19 protein-coding genes and 1 pseudogene are annotated in these 16,763 nt (G+C 70.0%); 8 read left to right on the top strand and 12 right to left on the bottom strand.

From position 1 onward, the window contains the following. Window positions 1-52: 52 nt before the first annotated feature. The 4 genes from F0344_RS00750 (at window position 53) to F0344_RS00735 (ending at window position 3,369) form a co-directional block, all read left to right on the top strand. On the top strand, window positions 53-469 hold the full coding sequence (locus F0344_RS00750; protein ID WP_185296918.1) for a roadblock/LC7 domain-containing protein: 417 nt from the start codon (window positions 53-55) through the stop codon (window positions 467-469). Between the two features lie 130 nt (window positions 470-599). Beyond that, window positions 600-1,601, top strand: a complete 1,002-nt coding sequence (locus F0344_RS00745) for a DUF6397 family protein (RefSeq protein WP_219732095.1) — start codon at window positions 600-602, stop codon at window positions 1,599-1,601. 73 nt (window positions 1,602-1,674) lie between these two features. Next, window positions 1,675-2,163, top strand: coding sequence for a GNAT family N-acetyltransferase (locus F0344_RS00740; protein ID WP_185296917.1), 489 nt, complete (start codon window positions 1,675-1,677; stop codon window positions 2,161-2,163). 147 nt (window positions 2,164-2,310) lie between these two features. After that, the gene (locus F0344_RS00735) at window positions 2,311-3,369 is read left to right on the top strand and encodes an enoyl-CoA hydratase/isomerase family protein (RefSeq protein ID WP_185296916.1); all 1,059 of its coding nucleotides are present in this window, start codon (window positions 2,311-2,313) and stop codon (window positions 3,367-3,369) included. A 201-nt stretch (window positions 3,370-3,570) separates the two neighbouring features. Here the strand turns inward: F0344_RS00735 and F0344_RS36680 are convergent. Beyond that, window positions 3,571-3,889 (bottom strand): annotated as a pseudogene (locus F0344_RS36680) (FGGY-family carbohydrate kinase); the annotation flags it as partial. A 241-nt stretch (window positions 3,890-4,130) separates the two neighbouring features. On the opposite strand from F0344_RS36680, the gene F0344_RS00725 reads away from it, so the two are divergent. Continuing rightward, on the top strand, window positions 4,131-4,889 hold the full coding sequence (locus F0344_RS00725) for an ArsR/SmtB family transcription factor (RefSeq protein WP_185296915.1): 759 nt from the start codon (window positions 4,131-4,133) through the stop codon (window positions 4,887-4,889). Window positions 4,890-4,932: 43 nt separating this feature from the next. Here F0344_RS00725 and F0344_RS00720 read toward each other — a convergent pair whose 3' ends face one another. Both F0344_RS00720 and F0344_RS00715 read right to left on the bottom strand, forming a co-directional pair. Next, window positions 4,933-5,160 carry a hypothetical protein gene (locus F0344_RS00720; protein ID WP_185296914.1) on the bottom strand — a complete coding sequence of 76 codons (228 nt, stop codon included), beginning with the start codon at window positions 5,158-5,160 and terminating at the stop codon, window positions 4,933-4,935. Between the two features lie 96 nt (window positions 5,161-5,256). After that, window positions 5,257-5,748 (bottom strand): hypothetical protein, encoded by a 492-nt coding sequence (locus F0344_RS00715; RefSeq protein WP_185296913.1) that lies wholly within the window; start codon window positions 5,746-5,748, stop codon window positions 5,257-5,259. Window positions 5,749-6,422: 674 nt separating this feature from the next. Here F0344_RS00715 and F0344_RS00710 point away from each other — a divergent pair. Beyond that, window positions 6,423-7,265 (top strand): pentapeptide repeat-containing protein, encoded by an 843-nt coding sequence (locus F0344_RS00710; protein WP_185296912.1) that lies wholly within the window; start codon window positions 6,423-6,425, stop codon window positions 7,263-7,265. Between the two features lie 70 nt (window positions 7,266-7,335). Here F0344_RS00710 and F0344_RS00705 read toward each other — a convergent pair whose 3' ends face one another. Together F0344_RS00705 and F0344_RS00700 are read right to left on the bottom strand one after the other, a co-directional pair. Beyond that, window positions 7,336-7,836, bottom strand: coding sequence for an SRPBCC family protein (locus F0344_RS00705; RefSeq protein WP_185296911.1), 501 nt, complete (start codon window positions 7,834-7,836; stop codon window positions 7,336-7,338). Between the two features lie 232 nt (window positions 7,837-8,068). Further along, a complete protein-coding gene (locus F0344_RS00700; protein WP_308461003.1) occupies window positions 8,069-8,749 on the bottom strand; it encodes an NADPH-dependent F420 reductase in 681 nt (226 codons plus the stop codon). A 168-nt stretch (window positions 8,750-8,917) separates the two neighbouring features. Here F0344_RS00700 and F0344_RS00695 point away from each other — a divergent pair, with 168 nt between their 5' ends. Beyond that, window positions 8,918-9,469: a GH25 family lysozyme gene (locus F0344_RS00695; RefSeq protein ID WP_185296909.1), complete on the top strand. Its 552-nt coding sequence runs from the start codon at window positions 8,918-8,920 to the stop codon at window positions 9,467-9,469. 477 nt (window positions 9,470-9,946) lie between these two features. Continuing rightward, complete coding sequence (locus F0344_RS00690; protein ID WP_185296908.1) at window positions 9,947-10,288, top strand: hypothetical protein; 342 nt, start codon at window positions 9,947-9,949, stop codon at window positions 10,286-10,288. A 54-nt stretch (window positions 10,289-10,342) separates the two neighbouring features. Here the strand turns inward: F0344_RS00690 and F0344_RS00685 are convergent, their stop codons facing one another. The 7 genes from F0344_RS00685 to F0344_RS35300 all read right to left on the bottom strand — a co-directional run bounded on the left by F0344_RS00685 (window position 10,343) and on the right by F0344_RS35300 (window position 16,756). After that, window positions 10,343-10,675, bottom strand: coding sequence for a low temperature requirement protein A (locus tag F0344_RS00685; protein ID WP_185296907.1), 333 nt, complete (start codon window positions 10,673-10,675; stop codon window positions 10,343-10,345). Between the two features lie 301 nt (window positions 10,676-10,976). After that, entirely contained in the window at window positions 10,977-12,557 is a 1,581-nt protein-coding gene (locus F0344_RS00680) for a sigma-70 family RNA polymerase sigma factor (protein ID WP_185296906.1), read from the bottom strand. Between the two features lie 199 nt (window positions 12,558-12,756). Beyond that, on the bottom strand, window positions 12,757-12,960 hold the full coding sequence (locus tag F0344_RS00675; protein ID WP_185296905.1) for an antitoxin: 204 nt from the start codon (window positions 12,958-12,960) through the stop codon (window positions 12,757-12,759). 289 nt (window positions 12,961-13,249) lie between these two features. After that, window positions 13,250-14,245 (bottom strand): MASE1 domain-containing protein, encoded by a 996-nt coding sequence (locus F0344_RS00670; RefSeq protein WP_185296904.1) that lies wholly within the window; start codon window positions 14,243-14,245, stop codon window positions 13,250-13,252. A 63-nt stretch (window positions 14,246-14,308) separates the two neighbouring features. Next, window positions 14,309-15,142, bottom strand: a complete 834-nt coding sequence (locus F0344_RS00665; protein ID WP_185296903.1) for a PP2C family protein-serine/threonine phosphatase — start codon at window positions 15,140-15,142, stop codon at window positions 14,309-14,311. 361 nt (window positions 15,143-15,503) lie between these two features. Further along, complete coding sequence (locus tag F0344_RS00660) at window positions 15,504-16,064, bottom strand: mycothiol transferase (RefSeq protein WP_185296902.1); 561 nt, start codon at window positions 16,062-16,064, stop codon at window positions 15,504-15,506. A gap of 557 nt (window positions 16,065-16,621) precedes the next feature. Continuing rightward, entirely contained in the window at window positions 16,622-16,756 is a 135-nt protein-coding gene (locus F0344_RS35300) for a hypothetical protein (protein ID WP_258049550.1), read from the bottom strand. Between the last annotated feature and the right edge of the window lie 7 nt (window positions 16,757-16,763).

Below are 16,763 nucleotides of genomic sequence, written 5' to 3'. Positions count from 1 at the left end.
AGGCAAGGCTTACGCGCGAAGTGGGGAACGTATGAGCGGGGAGGGCGAACGCATGACGTTGGACCGGGGACTTGACTGGCTCCTTGACGATCTGACCGGCCGGGTGGAGCACGTACGACACGCATTGGTGCTGTCCAACGACGGCCTCGTGACCGGGGCGAGCACGGGACTGGCACGCGAGGACGCGGAACACCTCGCCGCGGTGTCGTCGGGTCTGCACAGCCTGGCCCGTGGATCGGGCCGGCACTTCGGGGCGGGGCGAGCGCGGCAGACGATGGTGGAGTTCGATGAGGCGCTGCTGTTCGTGACCGCCGCGGGCGAAGGCAGCTGTCTGTGCGTACTGAGCGCGGCCGAGGCGGATGTCGGCCAGGTCGCCTACGAGATGACCCTGCTCGTGAACCGCGTGGGCGAACATCTCGGCGTCGCGCTGCGCGGTGGCGGCGTCGACGGTGGCCCAAGCCGTCTCTGACCTGCACGGTTCGTCTTTCCTCCGTGCTCCTATCGTGCGGCCCGAAAGTTATCCACAGGCTGGACGGGTCGAGCCTCCTCCGGGCTACCGTGGTTACACAGAGTATTCGACCTCGCGGGGGAGGACAGTCATGGCTGTTACGGAAGCGACGCACAGGCGCGCCGCAGACAGGGCCGAGAACGCTGACGCGGGTGCCGCCGTCACTGTGGCCGCGAGCCGTGCCGCGCAGCAATTGGAGCTGCGGCGCGGTGAGTTCGAGTTGGCGGTACACCTCGGGCTGATCGGCGTCACCGACGGTCGGAGCGGCGGGCGGCCCAGGGTCCGCAGCGAGGAGATCGCCCGGCTGCGAGCACAGTCCGGCTTTCCCGAAGCGCTGCGCGACCGGGTGCGGACGGCGGGGACGGCGGAGGGCGCCGGGCTGCTCGGGATCAGCCCGGTGCGGTTCACGCGGCTGGCCCGGGTGGGGTGCCTCTCACCGGTCTCGTTCTATCTCAACCGCTACCGCGTGGTGGTGTGGCTCTACCTCACCGAGGATCTTGCCCGCTTCGCCATTCGGGAGCCCGGGCTGCTCGCCGGCAAGAGCCCGGTCGGGATGCGGACGATGCTGGAGGCGGGCACCGACTGGCGGGCGCGCAACTGGCGCTCCAGCAGGATCGACAGGCTGCTGAGCGGCACCGAGGACGCGTGGGTGCGTGCGTCGGTGCAGGCCTCCGCCCTCGACCCGGTCCAGCTCGCGGAGGTGGTCGACGATCCGTATGAGCGTGCCTATCTGGCCAGGGTCAGGCCGCAGCCGGTCTTCGGACGGTCGGCGTCGGTGAGCGGGCGCGAAATCATGGCGCAGTTGATGCTCGCGGACGATCCGGACGAGATTCTGTGGCGGCGGATCAACCTGACAATGGAACTGGACCGGGCACGCGAGAGCAGGGCCGCACCACGCCCGGGCGAGGGACGAGGTGACCGGGGTGCGTCCGGGCGGGCGGCCGCGCCATCGGAGACCACGGTGCTGGTGGGCCCACGAGCGACGGCGCAGGCACCCGCGAGGGGGGAGCCGTGGGAGCCACTGCCCGAACGGGGCGCGGGGACGGGCCTGTTGGCTCGGCTCGGACTGCGAAGGAGGATGGCCTCGTCATAAGCCCTCGTGTCAGCTGGTCCTTTCCATCGGAAAGGACTCGCCGCCGACGAAGTGAACGGGCATTCTGGTCCCCATGATGATCAGGGAAGCCACCACCGAGGACTGGGCCGCCGTCTGGCCGTTCTTCCACCAAATCGTCGCGGCGGGCGAGACATTCACCTACCCTGTGGATCTTGCCGGAGACGACGCGCGGGAGTGGTGGCTGGTGCGGGCACCGAACCGTGCCGTGGTCGCCGTCGACGACTCCGGCACCGTCCTCGGCACGGCGAAGATGAACCGGAACCACATGGGTAACGGCTCGCACATCGCCAGCGCCAGCTACATGGTCGACCCCGCCCACGCGGGCAAGGGTGTGGGCCGGGCTCTGTGCGAGTACAGCCTGGACTGGGCCCGCGCCGAAGGTTTCCGGGCCATGCAGTTCAACGCCGTGGTGGAGACGAACGTCTACGCCGTGCGCCTCTACCGGTCACTCGGTTTCGAGGTGCTGGGGACACTGCCCGAGGGCTTCAACCATCCGGTCAAGGGATACGTAGGGCTGCACATCATGCACAAGGCTCTCTGATACGCGACGTGAGGCGGTCACCCGCTGTCCGGGACGGGCGAGGTGGTCACCCGCTGCCGGACCGGGCGGCCGCCGTCGCAGAATGACAGGGAGAGATCGTCCACGACCGGCGGAAGACCCGCCCAGGCCCCGAGCGGGAGCGCATAGATGACCGACGACACCGTCCTGCTGCACACCGAAGGCCGCATCCTCCACATCACACTCAACCGGCCACGGGCTCTCAACGCGCTGACCCACGCCATGGTGGGACGCGTCGACGAAGGCCTCACGGCGGCTGAAGGGGACGACGCGGTCGTCGCCGTCCTGATCAGCGGGTCGGGGGACCGCGGGCTGTGCGCCGGTGGGGACATCCGTTCCATCCATGACGACGCACGCGCCGGGGGCAGGGCGTCATTGGCCTTCTGGCGCGACGAATACCACCTCAACGCCCGCATCGCACGGTTCCCCAAGCCGTACGTCGCGTTCATGGACGGCATCGTGATGGGCGGCGGCGTGGGGGTGTCTGCCCATGGCGATGTCCGCATCGTCACCGAGCGCTCGCGCGTCGCCATGCCCGAGACCGGCATCGGATTCGTCCCCGATGTGGGCGGTACCCACCTCCTCGCGATGGCGCCCGGCGAACTCGGCACCCATCTGGCGCTGACCGGACAGGCCGTCGGCGCGGCGGACGCCGTGCTGTGCGGGCTCGCCGACCACTTCGTGGCCTCGGAACGGCTGCCCGGCCTCGCCGCCGAACTAGCCGGATGCGCCCGCCCCGACGACGTGACGGCGACGGTGCTGCGGTACGTGTCCGAGGCGCCCGAGGCCGAGCTCGCCACGCACCGCGCGTGGATCGACGCCTGCTACGCGGCCGACACCGTCGAAGAGATCATCGACCGGCTCAACGGCAGCGGGGTGACCGCCGCCAAGGAGACCGCAGAGACCCTCCTCGCCAAGTCACCCACCGCGCTGAAGGTCACCCTCGCCGCGGTGCGCCGGGCCCGTCGGCTCGACAGCCTGGAAGCGGCGCTGGACCAGGAGTACCGGGTCTCCAGCCGGGCTTTCACCGCACCCGACCTGGTGGAGGGCGTACGCGCACAGATCATCGACAAGGACCGCGATCCCCGGTGGCACCCGGCCGCACTCGCGGACGTCACCCATGCGGAGGTGGCCCGCTACTTCGTGCCGCTCGGTGACCAGGAGCTGGGCCTCGGCGCTCCCGAATAGAACGCAGCACCGCTCAACGGACCCCCAGGCGCGTCTCCGCACGCTCAAGTCCCGCCGATCGCCCCGGGGCGAGTAGTGACGCAGCTCCTGCGTGCGGGCGACCAGTCGGCGCATGTCGGCGAGGTCGCCCACGAGGCCATGGGCCCGTGCCTGGAGCAGGATGTTGCCGAGCGCCGTCGCCTCGGCCGGCCCTGCCGTCACCGGCAGGCCGGTCGCGTCGGCGGTCCACTGGCACAGCAGCTCGTTGCGTGAACCACCGCCGACCAGATGGATACGGTTCAGGTCACGGCCCGCCAGCTCGGCGGCCTGCCGCAGGGTCCGCCGGTGCCGCCAGCGCCAGACTCTCCAGCACACACCGCACATAGCCGCCAGGGCAGTCCGGGGGCGTGTGCCCGGTCCGCACGAGGAAGGCGTCGATCCGGCCCGGCATATCACCCGGCGCCAGGAACGCCGCGTCGTCCGGGTCCAGAACCGCCGCGAACGGCCGCGCCCTCGCGGCGTCGGAGAGAAGTTCCGCCATACCAGGAGCCGAACCCTGCTGTTCCCAGGCGCAGAGTCATCCGGCGACCCGTTGTGACGAAGGATATGAATCGTTTCACCGGGGACGTACGCGGTTTCCAGAGCCCGCCCAATCAAGCAGCTGTCTTGGCTTCCTCTTGACTTGAAACAATTCATCCCAGAAGAAAGGTGTATGTCTCAGGCGGCTTCCGTCGGCGGTATCCCGATTGGCACGTGACCAAAAGGTCACATATTCTGAGCCGATGGACGCGGTGTTCAAAGCCCTGGCAGATCCGACCCGGCGCAGCCTGCTCGACGAGCTCTTTCGCGAGGACGGGCAGACACTGGGTGCGCTGGAGGCCCGCTTCGACATCACGCGGTTCGCGGTGATGAAGCACCTCAAGTTGCTGGAGGCGGCCGGCCTGGTCGTCAGCAGGCGGCGCGGCCGGGAGAAGCTGCACTTCCTGAACCCGGTGCCCATTCGGCTCGTCCACGATCGGTGGGTGAGCAAGTACGCGGAGCCCTGGGCCGAAGGGCTCAGCGGTCTCAAGAGCCGGCTGGAGGATCCCATGGAGAAGGTCTTCGAGATCTATATCCGCACGACCCCCGAGCGACTGTGGGAGGCGATCACCGATCCGGAAATCAGGAGCAAGTACAACTTCGGCGCCCGCGTCACCTCCGACTGGACGCCGGGTTCACGCTTCGAGATGAGCGCGCCAGGAGCGCCGGGCCCGCTGGGTGAAGGCAGGAACCTGGAGGTCGACCCGCCGCGCAAGCTGGTCCAGAACATGGTGGCCCTCTGGAGCGATGAGGCGAAGAGCGAAGGAACGAGCCGCGTCACCTGGGAGATCGAGCCGGTCGGCGACTCCTGCCGGCTGACGGTCACCCACGACGAATTGCGTGAGGGCGCGTTCGAAGAGCTGTACGGGGGCTGGCCGATGATCCTGTCCGGCCTCAAGACCTGGCTGGAGACGGGCGAACTCCTCACCACGCCGGGCTCGCTCCTGTACGGCACCCCGTAGCGACGCCGGGGGCGCCGTGCCTGCGAGGCCGCCCGAGGAAAGTTCAGCGCTCCGAGCCGGTCAGGCTGGGCCGCAGGGCCCGTACGAGCGAGAACAGCCGCTCCTCGTTCCCTGAAAGCCCCGCCCCGCGAAGCGCCTCGTCGGCCTCCGCCATCGGCGAAGCGAGCAACGGTATGTAGAGGGGGGCGTCATCCGGATCGGCGAGCGCGGCCCGGGTGGCTTCCAGTAGGCGGACGTACGCCTGCGCCGCCGCGATCTCGTCCTTGCGCATCTCAGCATCTCCCGGTCAGAGGTGTCGGACCGTCAAGCATTCACCATCGGTCTGACAACGCGCTCCCGGGCCTCCGCGACGCCCGTCCGAGACCGGTCAGACCCTCCCCGTACGCGGGCGACCCGGCGGTGGTTCCACTTCCAGGAACCGTCTCCGGCGCGGCCCTCGGTACAGCAGGGCCGTCCAGCCCAGCCGGCGGAGGGTCTCCGCGCAGCGCGGCAGTGCCTCCTCCTCGTCATGGGCCGCCCCGCTGCCGGACGGGCCCAGCCACTCCACCCGGACGGAACCAGAGGATTCGCCCGGGCCCACCCGGTAGCCGAGGGCGACCCGTCGGCCGGAGGCGTCGACCGCGGAGGGCGGCAGACCGGCGGCCTCCAGAGCGAGCGCCACAGCCCGGACCGTGCGATGGAGCTCCCAGGAGGCGGGTACCCGTTCGGGTTCTGCGTGCTCCGTATTGGTCAGCCGGCGGATCTGGAGCATCCCCTCGTACGCGGTCCTGACCGCCCCGGCGCGCTTGCTCCCGGGGTCGGAAAGCGGCGGACCGTCCCCGGTCGCGGGCTCGAATCCCGTCTCGTCAGCAGTGCTCATCGGTGCCCCCGTTCGGCGGTGACCTGCGTGGGCCCCAGTGTGCGCCACCCCACTGACAGCGCTCGGGGGCGGACCGCGCCACGGTCGCGGTCGCACCGGCTCGAAGCCCCGCTGATAGTGGGCCCGAAGCACGTTCCGGTGACCGGGGACGGCAAGCTGATCGGCCGCCCACCGGAAGAAGTCGTCCGCGAGGGCATCGGTCCAGTCGTACGACGGATCGAACGGACCGGTGACAGGGGCGGGCACCGGAACATCCCGGGGCGGGCCGCCCGGCGACGCGATCGTGAGGTGGCGGCTGCCGTCAGGCTGCCGGGAGTAGCGCACCGACGCCACGTCGCAGTCCCACCGGTCGGCACCGAGCTGCAGCCAGAGCCGCGACGACTCGGCGTACAGGGCGGCGCCTCCGGCGTCTGTACGGGAAGAGAGGGCGTCACGCGGCAGGACATGGACGAAGCCGTGACACAGGCCGGCTGTCCCCGCGCCGTCAGCGGTCAGCGGGGCCCTGGGGGAGAGGTGGCCGGAGTCCGGGTCGAGCTCTTTCGCCTGGAGGTCAGGGCGAAACGGGACGTTACGGCCGGCCGGTCCGCCAGGTGATGATCATGAGGCGGCGCGTACGGGTGACATCTCGTTAAACTCGGGCCTCCCGCACGACCTACCAGAGGAAGCCACCCACCGTGCCCGAGAACGACCCGTCCGCCCTCCCCGCCGAAGAGCGCCCGGCGCTGCGCTCCGACTGCGCGAACTGCTTCGGGCTGTGCTGTGTCGCTCTGACCCTGACGGCCTCGGCGGACTTCGCGATCAACAAGGAGGCGGGGGAGCCCTGCCGCAATCTGGGGGACGACTTCCGCTGCGGGATCCACACCCGGCTGCGGTCCGAGGGATTCTCCGGCTGCACCGTGTACGACTGTTTCGGCGCCGGCCAGAAGGTCTCCCAGGAGACCTATCGCGGCCGGGACTGGCGACGTGAACCTGGTACCGCCCAGCAGATGTTCCAGGTGTTCCCGGTGATGCGCCAGCTTCACGAACTGCTCTGGTATCTCACCGAGGCGCTCACGCTCCCTGCGGCGAAGTCCCTCCACTCCGAGATCGGGCGCGCACTCGACGCGACGGAACGCCTCACGGAACGTCCGGCCGGCACGCTCGCCGAGCTGGACGTGTCGGCGCACCGCGACGCAGTGGCCGTACTGCTCCTGCGTACGAGCGAGCTCGTCCGTGCCACCGCTCCCCGGCGCAAGAGGCGCAACCATCGCGGCGCCGACCTCATCGGTGCCCGGCTGCGGGGTGCCGATCTGCGGGGTGCCGATCTCCGGGGCGCCTATCTCATCGCGGCCGATCTCAGCGGGGCGGATCTCCGGCTCGCCGATCTCATCGGTGCCGACTTCCGTGATGCCGACCTGGCGGGCGCCGATCTCACCGGGAGCCTGTTCCTCACCCAGGCCCAGCTCAACGCGGCCAAGGGTGACACCGCCACCAGGCTGCCGCCCTCCCTGACCCGGCCCTCGCACTGGGCCGCCTGAGCCCGCGCGAGCGCGGGCGCCGTACCGGGAGGAGTCGGCAGACGCCGCCCGGAGACGATGGCGCCCCGCTTCAGCTGCTCTCCAGTGCCGTCTTCAGCCGCTCCAGCGTGGTCCGGATGTTGCCGGTCTGGAACGCGGCGAACGTATGTCCCCGGGTCGCGATCCGGTCGAAGGCGTTGGCCAGGAAGTCCGGCCACGCGCGCCGGTCATCGGTCCAGGTCTCGGTGACGCGCGTACCTCCGTCGACCGGTTCGAAGCGGTACTCCCAGGTGGCTATCGACCCGGGCAGCCGAGGGTGCCGCGCGCCGATCGCGTGGACCCGGAAGGCGAAGCGCTTCCCGGGCTCGGCGGCCGTCACCGTGCACTTCGTCGTCCAGCGCAGCGAGCCGCGCCTGTTGCGCCCCTCGAAGACCATGCCGACGTACGCCTCCCGGCCTTCCCCGACGATCCTCGCACCGGTGTTCTCCGGACTCCACCGTCCCATCGCGGTGGGGTCGCTGAGCGCCTCGTACACCGCCGACGGGGCGGAGCCGATCACGATGCTGTCCGAGACGGACATGGTGCGGGACATGCGGCAGCTCCTTCGCCACGGCCGGGCTGGATGACTGCCGGGAGCCGGCGGGGCCGTGGAGCCGACGCCCCGGAGCCACCCTACTCATCAGTAGTGTCGGTGCCTATGCCTCTCCGTTTCCCGCGGGAATCCGCGGCCGGTCGCCGGAAGGAGCGCTCCGGGCCTCGGCCGCCGGTTCGCGTACGACCTCGGCGACCCGCTCCCGCCCGCCGCTGGGCCCAGGTGCCGGGCCTCAGGCGCGCCACTGCGCGGTGCGTTCCGGGGACGCGTCGGCGAGGGCCTTGACGATGGTGTCCACATCACCCTGACTTCCGTATACCGGTGTGCCCGGCTGCTGGTGCCACGAGTCGTCCAGGCCACCCGCGTCCACGGTGTCGAAGCCCAGCTCGTCGATGAGGTTCCGCACGGTCTGCTTGGCGGCCGGGTCGTCACCCGCTACAGGCAGCGCCTGACGGCCGGGCGTGCCCGCAGGCGTGCCGCGGTCCAGAATGTCCTGCGCGTACGTGCCGTTGAACGCCTTGATGACGGGGTGACCGATCTGCTGCTCCGTCCAGCGGCTCTCCGGCAGCCCCTCCTCGATGGCGTCGATGCGGCCGTCGCGCTGCTGCGGGTAGTAGTTGCCGGTATCGATGACCACCGCTCCGGGTGCCGCTCCGTCGAGGAAGTCCTTCGGCAGTGCCGGTACGGCACTGAGCGGGACCGTGACGACGACGAGCTCCGCGCCGCGCGCCGCCTCGCTCGCGGTGACGGGGTGGGCGCCCGTCTCCTCGGCCAGGCCCGTGAGGGTCTCCGGGCCGCGTGAGTTGGCAACGGAGACCTGGTGCCCGAGGGCCGTGAGACGACGGGTCAGATTGCCGCCGATGTTGCCCGCCCCGATGATGCCGATCTTCATGAATCCGACCTTCCGATGCAGAGGTGCGCGATGTGATCAAGTCTTGTCCGGTCACCAACCGTGCGCGAGCGGACACTATTCCGAGGGCGAGGTATCGGTTCGTCTTCCCGCCGACGGATGGGAGGTCAGTGGTCCGGGCACGTAGGGGACAGGAACCGGAATCTCTTACCCCACATGGAGGTGGCGCCCATGCTGCACGGCGTCGACGTCAGCGCCTACCAGACATCCTTCGACACGGCCGGTCTCGACTTCGTCCTCATCAAGGCCACCGAGGGCCGCTCCTACGTCAATCCGCGTCTCAAGGGCCAGACCGAGCGTGCGCGAGAGGCCGGCTGTGTCGTCGGCTTCTACCACTTCCTGTGGCCGGGAGACATCTCCGAACAGGCCGAGTACTTCGTGAGCAGGACTCCCGAGCGGGCCGGCGACCTGCTCGCCGTCGACTGGGAACAGACCGGCGAGGGCACGCGCGCGAGCAACGCGGACAAGGACCGCTTCATCCGTGCGGTGAAGCGACTGCGACCGGACCATCGGGTCCTGCTGTACTGCAACCGCCACTTCTGGCTCAACCACGACACGACCTCGTACGCGGGCGACGGGCTGTGGATCGCCGACCACGTCGCCGCGGGCAGGCCCCGTGTCAAGGCGCCCTGGCGCATTCACCAGTTCACCGACCACCCGCTCGACAGAGACCTCGCGGACTTTCCCTCACGCGAGGCCATGCGTGAGTGGGCCGGCGGCTAGCGGCCGCCGCTGTGGTCCGGGAGGTGCTCCGACGGCCGCCGGGGTGAGGGGCCGTCGGCCAAAGGAGTGTCCTTCGCGGCTGCCGCCGTTGCGCTGAGAAGGATGTCCCACAGCGCGGATGGCCGGGGGGCCATTCTGGTCGCCGAGACCGCGAACGGCCGTCGACCGAAGGAGTGTCGCAGTGGCGAGAGGGACACGTCGGAATCAGCTGGTGCCGATGTCCACGAGGACGAGCGGCCGGTACGGCGCAAGCAGCCCACGATCTTGCCGCTGATGTCCGCGACGCCGCTCTTCGCCGGATTCGCAACTGGATCATGCCGCTGCAGGTCGGCCGTCCGGCGTGGTGTTCCTCCGGCCGTGCACGTTCGCGAACCGGCGGTACGTCGTCGGCGCGCTCGAAACGCTGCCGGGCGACCGGTGGATGACCTGAGGAAGCCCGCCCCGGACGAGGACGGCACGACGGAGTGAGGGGAAGCCGTGGAGCACGACAAGGACAGCGCCAGGGGCCTGGCCCAGCTGGAGGGCTACCTGTTGTGGAATGCGGAGGTGGAGGACGCCCGCCGCCGCGCAGGCCGCTTTGCCGAACAGCTTCCCTGGCTGACGGGCGCCCAGCGTGAAGACGTCGAACGCGTCTACATGGCGGATCGCATGGCCACGTGCGGGGAAACGCTCGGCCGCATCTCCGAGCGGGCCGCCGAACTCCGTGGTGAGTACTCCGAGCGATACCGCCTGCTCAGGAATCGCTGCCTCGCGGCCGTCGTCCTGGCCTTCGGAGCGGCCGGCGGAACCTGCGCCGCGCTGACTCTCCTCATCCGCTGACCACGGACCCGGGCAGCGGAAGCGCCGCCCGGGCACATCACCTGGTCCGCATCCTCACCCGGCGTCTGGACGGCGCGCGGACATCGATGCGCCGAGGGCTACGGTGAGCTCGCATACGAGACCAGCCAGCGGTACGGCCCGATGGCCCGCGAGCGTGGTGACGAGCACAAGGGCCGAGCTCACCGGAAGAACCAGTTGCCGGCGCCCGCGCTCCTTGAAGTGGCGGGCGTGCAGAGCCCACACCATGAACACGAACAGCGCCGTGGGCACCGTCACCACGGACGCCGCGGCGATCGCGGAGATGTGCGCATGGTGCGTCACCTGCTCCACCGTCACCTCGATGCCGGAGCCGATCGTCGCGGCCGAGGCGAGCGTTGCCGAGGGCACGCAGTCCTGCCGCATTCCGGGCCGGGGCGGGAAGTGAACCGGAAGGTCCGCCTGTGCGGACCGAGTCGGCCAGTCGCCGAGGGCCCTCGGCGGAACACCGAACTCCTGTGGTGCGCGGGGAATCGGGATGCGCGCGGACGCCTTCGGCCTGGGCGTTGATCTCAGCCTAGGACTGCCACATGGAGGGAATGATTCCGCCTGACTTCCGCAAGACGTCGCTTCCCCGGCCGGTTACCCGGGCCGGTCCGCCCCTGACCACAGCCCACCGGCCGACCTCCCCGGCCGCCGATCGGAGTGTGTGTCACATTGCCGTGCCGAAAGCCTGGGTCCACACGGGGCCTCCGGACGTGTCCTGCACACCCATGCCGATCTCCTTGAAGGAACAGTTCAGGATGTTCGCACGGTGCCCCGGACTCTTCATCCAGGAATCCATCACGGCGGCCGCGGTCTGCTGGCCCTTCGCGATGTTCTCCCCATACGTGCTCCATCGGTACCCGGCCGCGGTGATGCGGTCGCCAGGGTCCGAACCGTCGGGCGCGGTGTGCGAGAAGTAGTCGCGGGCCACCATGTCGGCGGAGTGCCGGGAAGCGGCCGTCGCGAGCTTCTCGTTGCCGCGGACGGTTCCACACCCCGCTTTGGCACGCTCGACGTTGACGAGGGCGGTGACCTGCTCGGACCTGCCCGAAGGTGCCGGCTTCACGGTCCTTGGCGGTGCGGGACGGGGGGACGGCGGCGGCTTCCGCGTGGTCGGCGTGGCCTCGGGAGTGGGGGAGGCGCTTGGCTTCCGGGACGCGCTCGGTGACGGGGAGGCCGAAGGAGAGGGGGAGGAGGATGTCGGCGTCGGCGTCGGAGCGGGCTTCGAGGCAGTGGGGAGCGATGCGGGCGCGGCGGCTGTCGCGGGATTCTCGTCCTGGCTCTCCTGCTCCGCGTCGTCCTCGTCCGCGTACAGGTGCACCGCTCCACCGCCGGTACCCAGGACAGCGACGGCAAACAGCGCCGCCAGCACCGTGCTGCGGCGACGCCGCCGGCTCTGCCGGCGTCTGCGCTCGGCGCGTCCGGGCCCTGCCGAGTGCGACGTGGCGGCCGTGACGACCAGGTCCGGTGCGGCGCCGGCGGCGGACACCGCCGGAGGAACCAGCGCCAGTCCCACGAGCAGCCCCTCCGCGGGGACGAGCCCCACCCTGTGACCCGAGCACACCGTGCAGTCCCGGGCGTGGCGGGCGAGCCGCTTGCGCCAGAGAGCGGACGGAACTCCGTCCCACCCGCCGACCAGCGACGCGAGCAGGGAACAACGAGGCTCCGCGGCCAGTGCCCTGACCACCAGCCTGGCGGCCTCCAACTGTGTCTTCATCCGCTGGACCCGCACCGCCGTGTGCTCCGGGGACAGTTCGAGCGCGAGGGCCACTTCCGACCTTGACAACTGCCCGGCGGTCTCCAGCCACCACAGGGACAACAGGGCACGGTCGTCCTCGTCCAGCCAGCGCGTGGCCTCGGCCACCTCCCGGCGCTGACCGGAGAGGCCGAGCCGGATGATGGTCAGACCGACGAAGTCCGCACCGGGATCGACCACGTCATGGGCGTCATCGAGGCCGCCGACCGGCATGTGCTCCGAGCGGCGGTCGCGCCAGTGCCCCCGTATCTCGTTCATGGTGATCGCCACGAGCCAGGAGCGGAAACTGTCGGGCGTACGCAGGGCGGGCAGCGCGCGGAGCATCCGCAGCACACTCTCCTGCACCACGTCGTCGACGTCGGCGTGCCCGTTGAGCGCACGGCCGACGATGTTGTACATCAGCGGCAGATACGCGGTCACGAGCCGGCCCTGCGCCGACTCGTCCCCTGCCTGCGCGGCCCTGATCAACGCCGTCTCGTGTGCCTCACCCATGCTGTGCTCACTCTTTCGGAGTCCTGTTTCGTCACGTCCCACACTCGGGAGATGCGATGAGGCCGGGAAGATAACAAGAAAACCGCCGCGGGCATACGGAACGCCGAATCCGGGCGGGCGGGGAGCCCACCGGGATCCGGCGTGAAGTACGGCGGCACACGCCCGGGAGCGACCCGCTGGCCGCTCCCGGACCTGGATGTCAGGCGTGGGGCGGGGGCGGCGTGCCGTCCTGGCCGCGGTCGTCACCGAGCTGTTGCTTGAGCCTGTCCTGACCGGTGTCGACCTTGCCACGGTACTTGCCCTGCGTACGGTCGTCGGCCGCGTCACCGGCCTTGTCGACGCCCGTGGAGGCCTGGTCCTCGTGGCCCTTGAGCATCTTCTTGATCTTGTCCATCGCGGACATGAATGGTCCTCCTCAAGTCGGCACCCCCATACCTCCAGGGTCACCGCACCGCGTGGTGTTCGCATCCGGGCGGGCTCGCCGGGCCGGGGCGGAGGTGTGAACGACGCCACCGTGGGCACATACCGGATAACCAGGAGGGGGTGGTGGCCATGGGCCGCATCCAGATCGTTCGACGACCCGCGCCGCCGCCCACAGGACCGCCACCGCTCGACCTGCGTACGCCGTCGGGCCGCCCGCTGCCGTACTGAGCCTGCGGCCGCCGTGTCGGCCCGCTCCGGTCCCCCGTCCGTCAGACGTCGCCGTCCTGCAGTCCGGTACCTGTGTCCGGCCGTGGAATCGGGGGAAGAGGCGCGAGCTGCTCCACGAGCGCGGCCAGCTCCTCGCAGGCCAGCTCCGTCTCCCGCCGTATGTTCTGGTGTTCCGTGACGATGGCGGCCAATAGCAGCGCGGTGAGGGCCACACAGCCGTTCAGGATAGCGAGGTTCACCAGGACCTCGAGCACGGTGTGGTCGTGGAACGGCCCCACGCCGTCCTGACCGGACACGATCGCGAGCACCGAGACCAGCAGGGCGCACGGGGCGCTGCCGGGCAGCTTGAAGCGCAGCGCCGCCCAGATGAGCACCGGGAACACCAGATAGATCATGGACAGGGAACTCCTTGTCGCCACCACCGTCGCCGCCACCGCGACGACCAGCAGCAGCGTCGCTTCCGCCCACCGGTCCGTCAGCCTGGGCAGCCGCGCCCTGCGCAGCACCAGCAGGAACGGCGTGACGACCAGGACACCCATCGCGTCCCCCACCCACCAGGCCGACCACACCAGCCAGAACCGGTTCAGCGGCAGCTTGTCGCTGAGCATCAGCACCCCGGCACCCACCGTCGCGCTGATGAGCATGCCCAGAAGCGCGCCCAGGAAGACCAGCGCGACACCGTCCCGCAGCCGGTCCAGCTCGACACGGAAGCCGATTCTGCGCAGCATGAGTAAGGCGCACAAAGGGGCCAGGGTGTTACCTGCGGCGATCCCGGCACCGTAGAGAGTGGCGGAGCCGCTGATGTCGATGATGGTGAGCATCGCACCGAGTGCGATGCCCGGCCAGATCCTGATGCCCAGGTACAGGAGCGCGCCCAGTGCGATCCCCGTCGGCGGCCAGAGCGGCGTGACGACGGAGCTGTGCACCACCATCTCCTGGAGGAATCCGAGCTGCGCGGACACGTAGTAGGCAGCGGCAACGCCGAGCACCTGGAGGACGGCTACGGCCCGGCGTCTCGATTCCTTGCTACGGATCACGCATCTTATGAGACACCGGCCGTGACTCCTCGCGGCCGTGACACGCCTTGCGGACCCCTGCCGTCACTTCCGCCGACGGCCGGCGGCCTCGTGGCGCAGGACGAGGACCGCCGCATCGTCCTCATGACCGGTGAGCCCCGCCGCCTCCAAAATCTCGTCGGCCAGCGCGTCGGCAGAGGCCTCCACATGGGCGCTCACGATCCGGCACACACGGTCCAGGCCCTCCTCGATCTGCAAGGACGGACCTTCGACCACTCCGTCGGTGAGCAGGACGAACGCCCCGGCCGCGTCGAGGGCGTGCCGGGTCACCGGATACCGCTCGTGCGCCGCGATGCCCAGGGGAATGCCGCCCTCGTCGGTGGTGATGCCGGTCCGGCCGTCCGCCGTCGCCCACACGCACGCCACATGACCAGCGCGCGCACTGTGAAGTTCCCAGGTCAGCGGATCGAGGCGGAAGAACGTGCAGGTGGCGAAGAGCGTCGACCCCACGGACACGAGCAGGTCGTTCGTACGGCCCATGACCTCACCCGGATCGGGTTCGGTGCCCGCGATGGCCCGCATAGCGATGCGGATCTGCCCCATGAAGGCGGCGGCCTCGACGTCGTGGCCCTGGACGTCACCGATGGCGAAACCCAGCGACCCGTCGGGCAGGACGAACCCGTCGTACCAGTCGCCGCCGATGTCCAGACCGTGGTGCGCCGGCGCATACCGGGCCGCGGTCTGCAGCCCGGGAAGAGTGGGCAACGAGGCTGGAAGCATTCCCCGCTGGAGTGCCTGGGCCAGCTCCACTCGGGCTCGGTGCAGCTCCACTTCCTGCCGAGCACGCTCCGTCAGGTGGTGAAGAGTGGTGAGCAGTTCCTCGGCGCTCGCTGAGCGGGGGGTCCGACGCCGGTTCATGGCCGCTCCGCTGTGCGTAAGTGCCTGAATCCTATTGCGGCGAGGGCCGTCCTGCGACCGCACCGACTCAGGGCCCGCCGATCCGGGGACGTGCGGGCGTACGGTCGTGAATCAGGACGAGGGCGCTGTGAGGGGCGCGGCGGGACGCGTGCCCGTGCAGGATGCCCGGTGCAGCGGGAGCGTTACGGGGGCGGGGGCGGGGGTGGGATCCGGAGCTGTGTACGGTCGTACGCCGCGCCGCTCGGGAACGTACGGAGACGGGCGGCCACGGCTTCCTCGCCGACGGCATCGGTGGACCGGAGCTCCACGCTCTGCTCCGGCCGTTCGTGTGCCGGGCGGCAAATGCAGCCGTGACCCCTCGTTACTGGCCCACCCTCCCGTCGACGCACTCGCGCAACAGGTCGGCCTGCCCGCAGTGACGGGCGTACTCCTCGATCCTGTGCACCATCAGCTCCCGGACCGCGATCCCGTCCTTGCCGAGCCGCTCGCCCAGATCCGGGTGCTCGGCCAGCGCGGCGTCGGTCAGACCCTGCTCGCGCTCCAGCGCCGCGTACGCGGCGTCGGCCTCGGCCTGCTCGCCGACGGCTCCGTGGAAGTCCGCGTCCCGCTCCCCGTAGAGCTTGGGCAGCGGATCCCCGTCGCTGATCCAGTTGCGCCAGTCCTGCTCCACCTCGGCGAGGTGCCGCAGCAGACCGAGCAGCGACATCGTCGAGGGCGGGACCGACCGACGGGCCAGCTGCTCCGGGTCCAGGCCCTCGCACTTCATCCGCAAGGTCAGCCGATAACTCGTCAGGAACTCCTGAAGCGTCGCCAGTTCGCCGTCCGGACTGACACCTTCACTGTTACGGGGGTCTTCGGCCGGGTCTGTCCACATGTCGGGGTAGACGGTTGCCCGGGTCCATCGTGCGGGTTGGTCGGTCATGCCCCCATGGTCGTTGTGAGGCCGTTAGCTCGCCACTGAGTTCTTCCTCGGCCGGGAGTGATGTAGTGCGACGCCCCCGCGTCCGCCTCGACGATCCGCTCACGCCACTTGCCCGGCCGGGTCCTGGCGGGCAAGGTCAACTCCACCATTGACCAATGGTCCCGGGGGACAACAGCATGAAGATCAAAGAGACCTGCCTTTCGGCGTGCGCTGTCGCCGCGCTGCTCGCGGGCGCCGCTGCCTGCACGTCCGGACGGCGGCGAGGCGGCCGGTCAGGGGAACGGCAAGGGGAACGGCAAGGGCGAGCGGCCGGTCGGCGCCGGATGCGACAACGGCACGTATGACTGGTTCAACATCGACGAGCGAGGCGTCCTGACCGGCGTTGCCGGGAAACGGAAGCTGGGCGGGGGCGGCGGCGAACTGACACACAAGCTGATCCCGCTCCACACGCCGCGTGTCACCGTCACGTTCGAGAAGGGACCGCAGGTCGGCGCCGAGGCCGCGCTTCGCTCGCTGGGCGCCCACATCGGAGACGCTGACGCAGGTGGCAGCGACGACTACGCGTTCGCGGACGTCCGCAGGCCCGCCCCGGATGTCAACGCGGACAGCGCCACCAGCACGAGCGTCGACAGTGCCGGAACCTTCGTGGACTTCGCCTGGGTGAGGCAGATCACCGCTGACTTCCGGTACACCTGCGGG

It is taken from the genome of Streptomyces finlayi, assembly GCF_014216315.1.
In the GTDB taxonomy this organism is placed as follows: Bacteria; Actinomycetota; Actinomycetes; order Streptomycetales; family Streptomycetaceae; genus Streptomyces; species Streptomyces finlayi_A.
The sequence above is the reverse complement of the archived record's forward strand: the minus strand, read 5'-3'. Positions and strand labels throughout refer to the sequence as shown.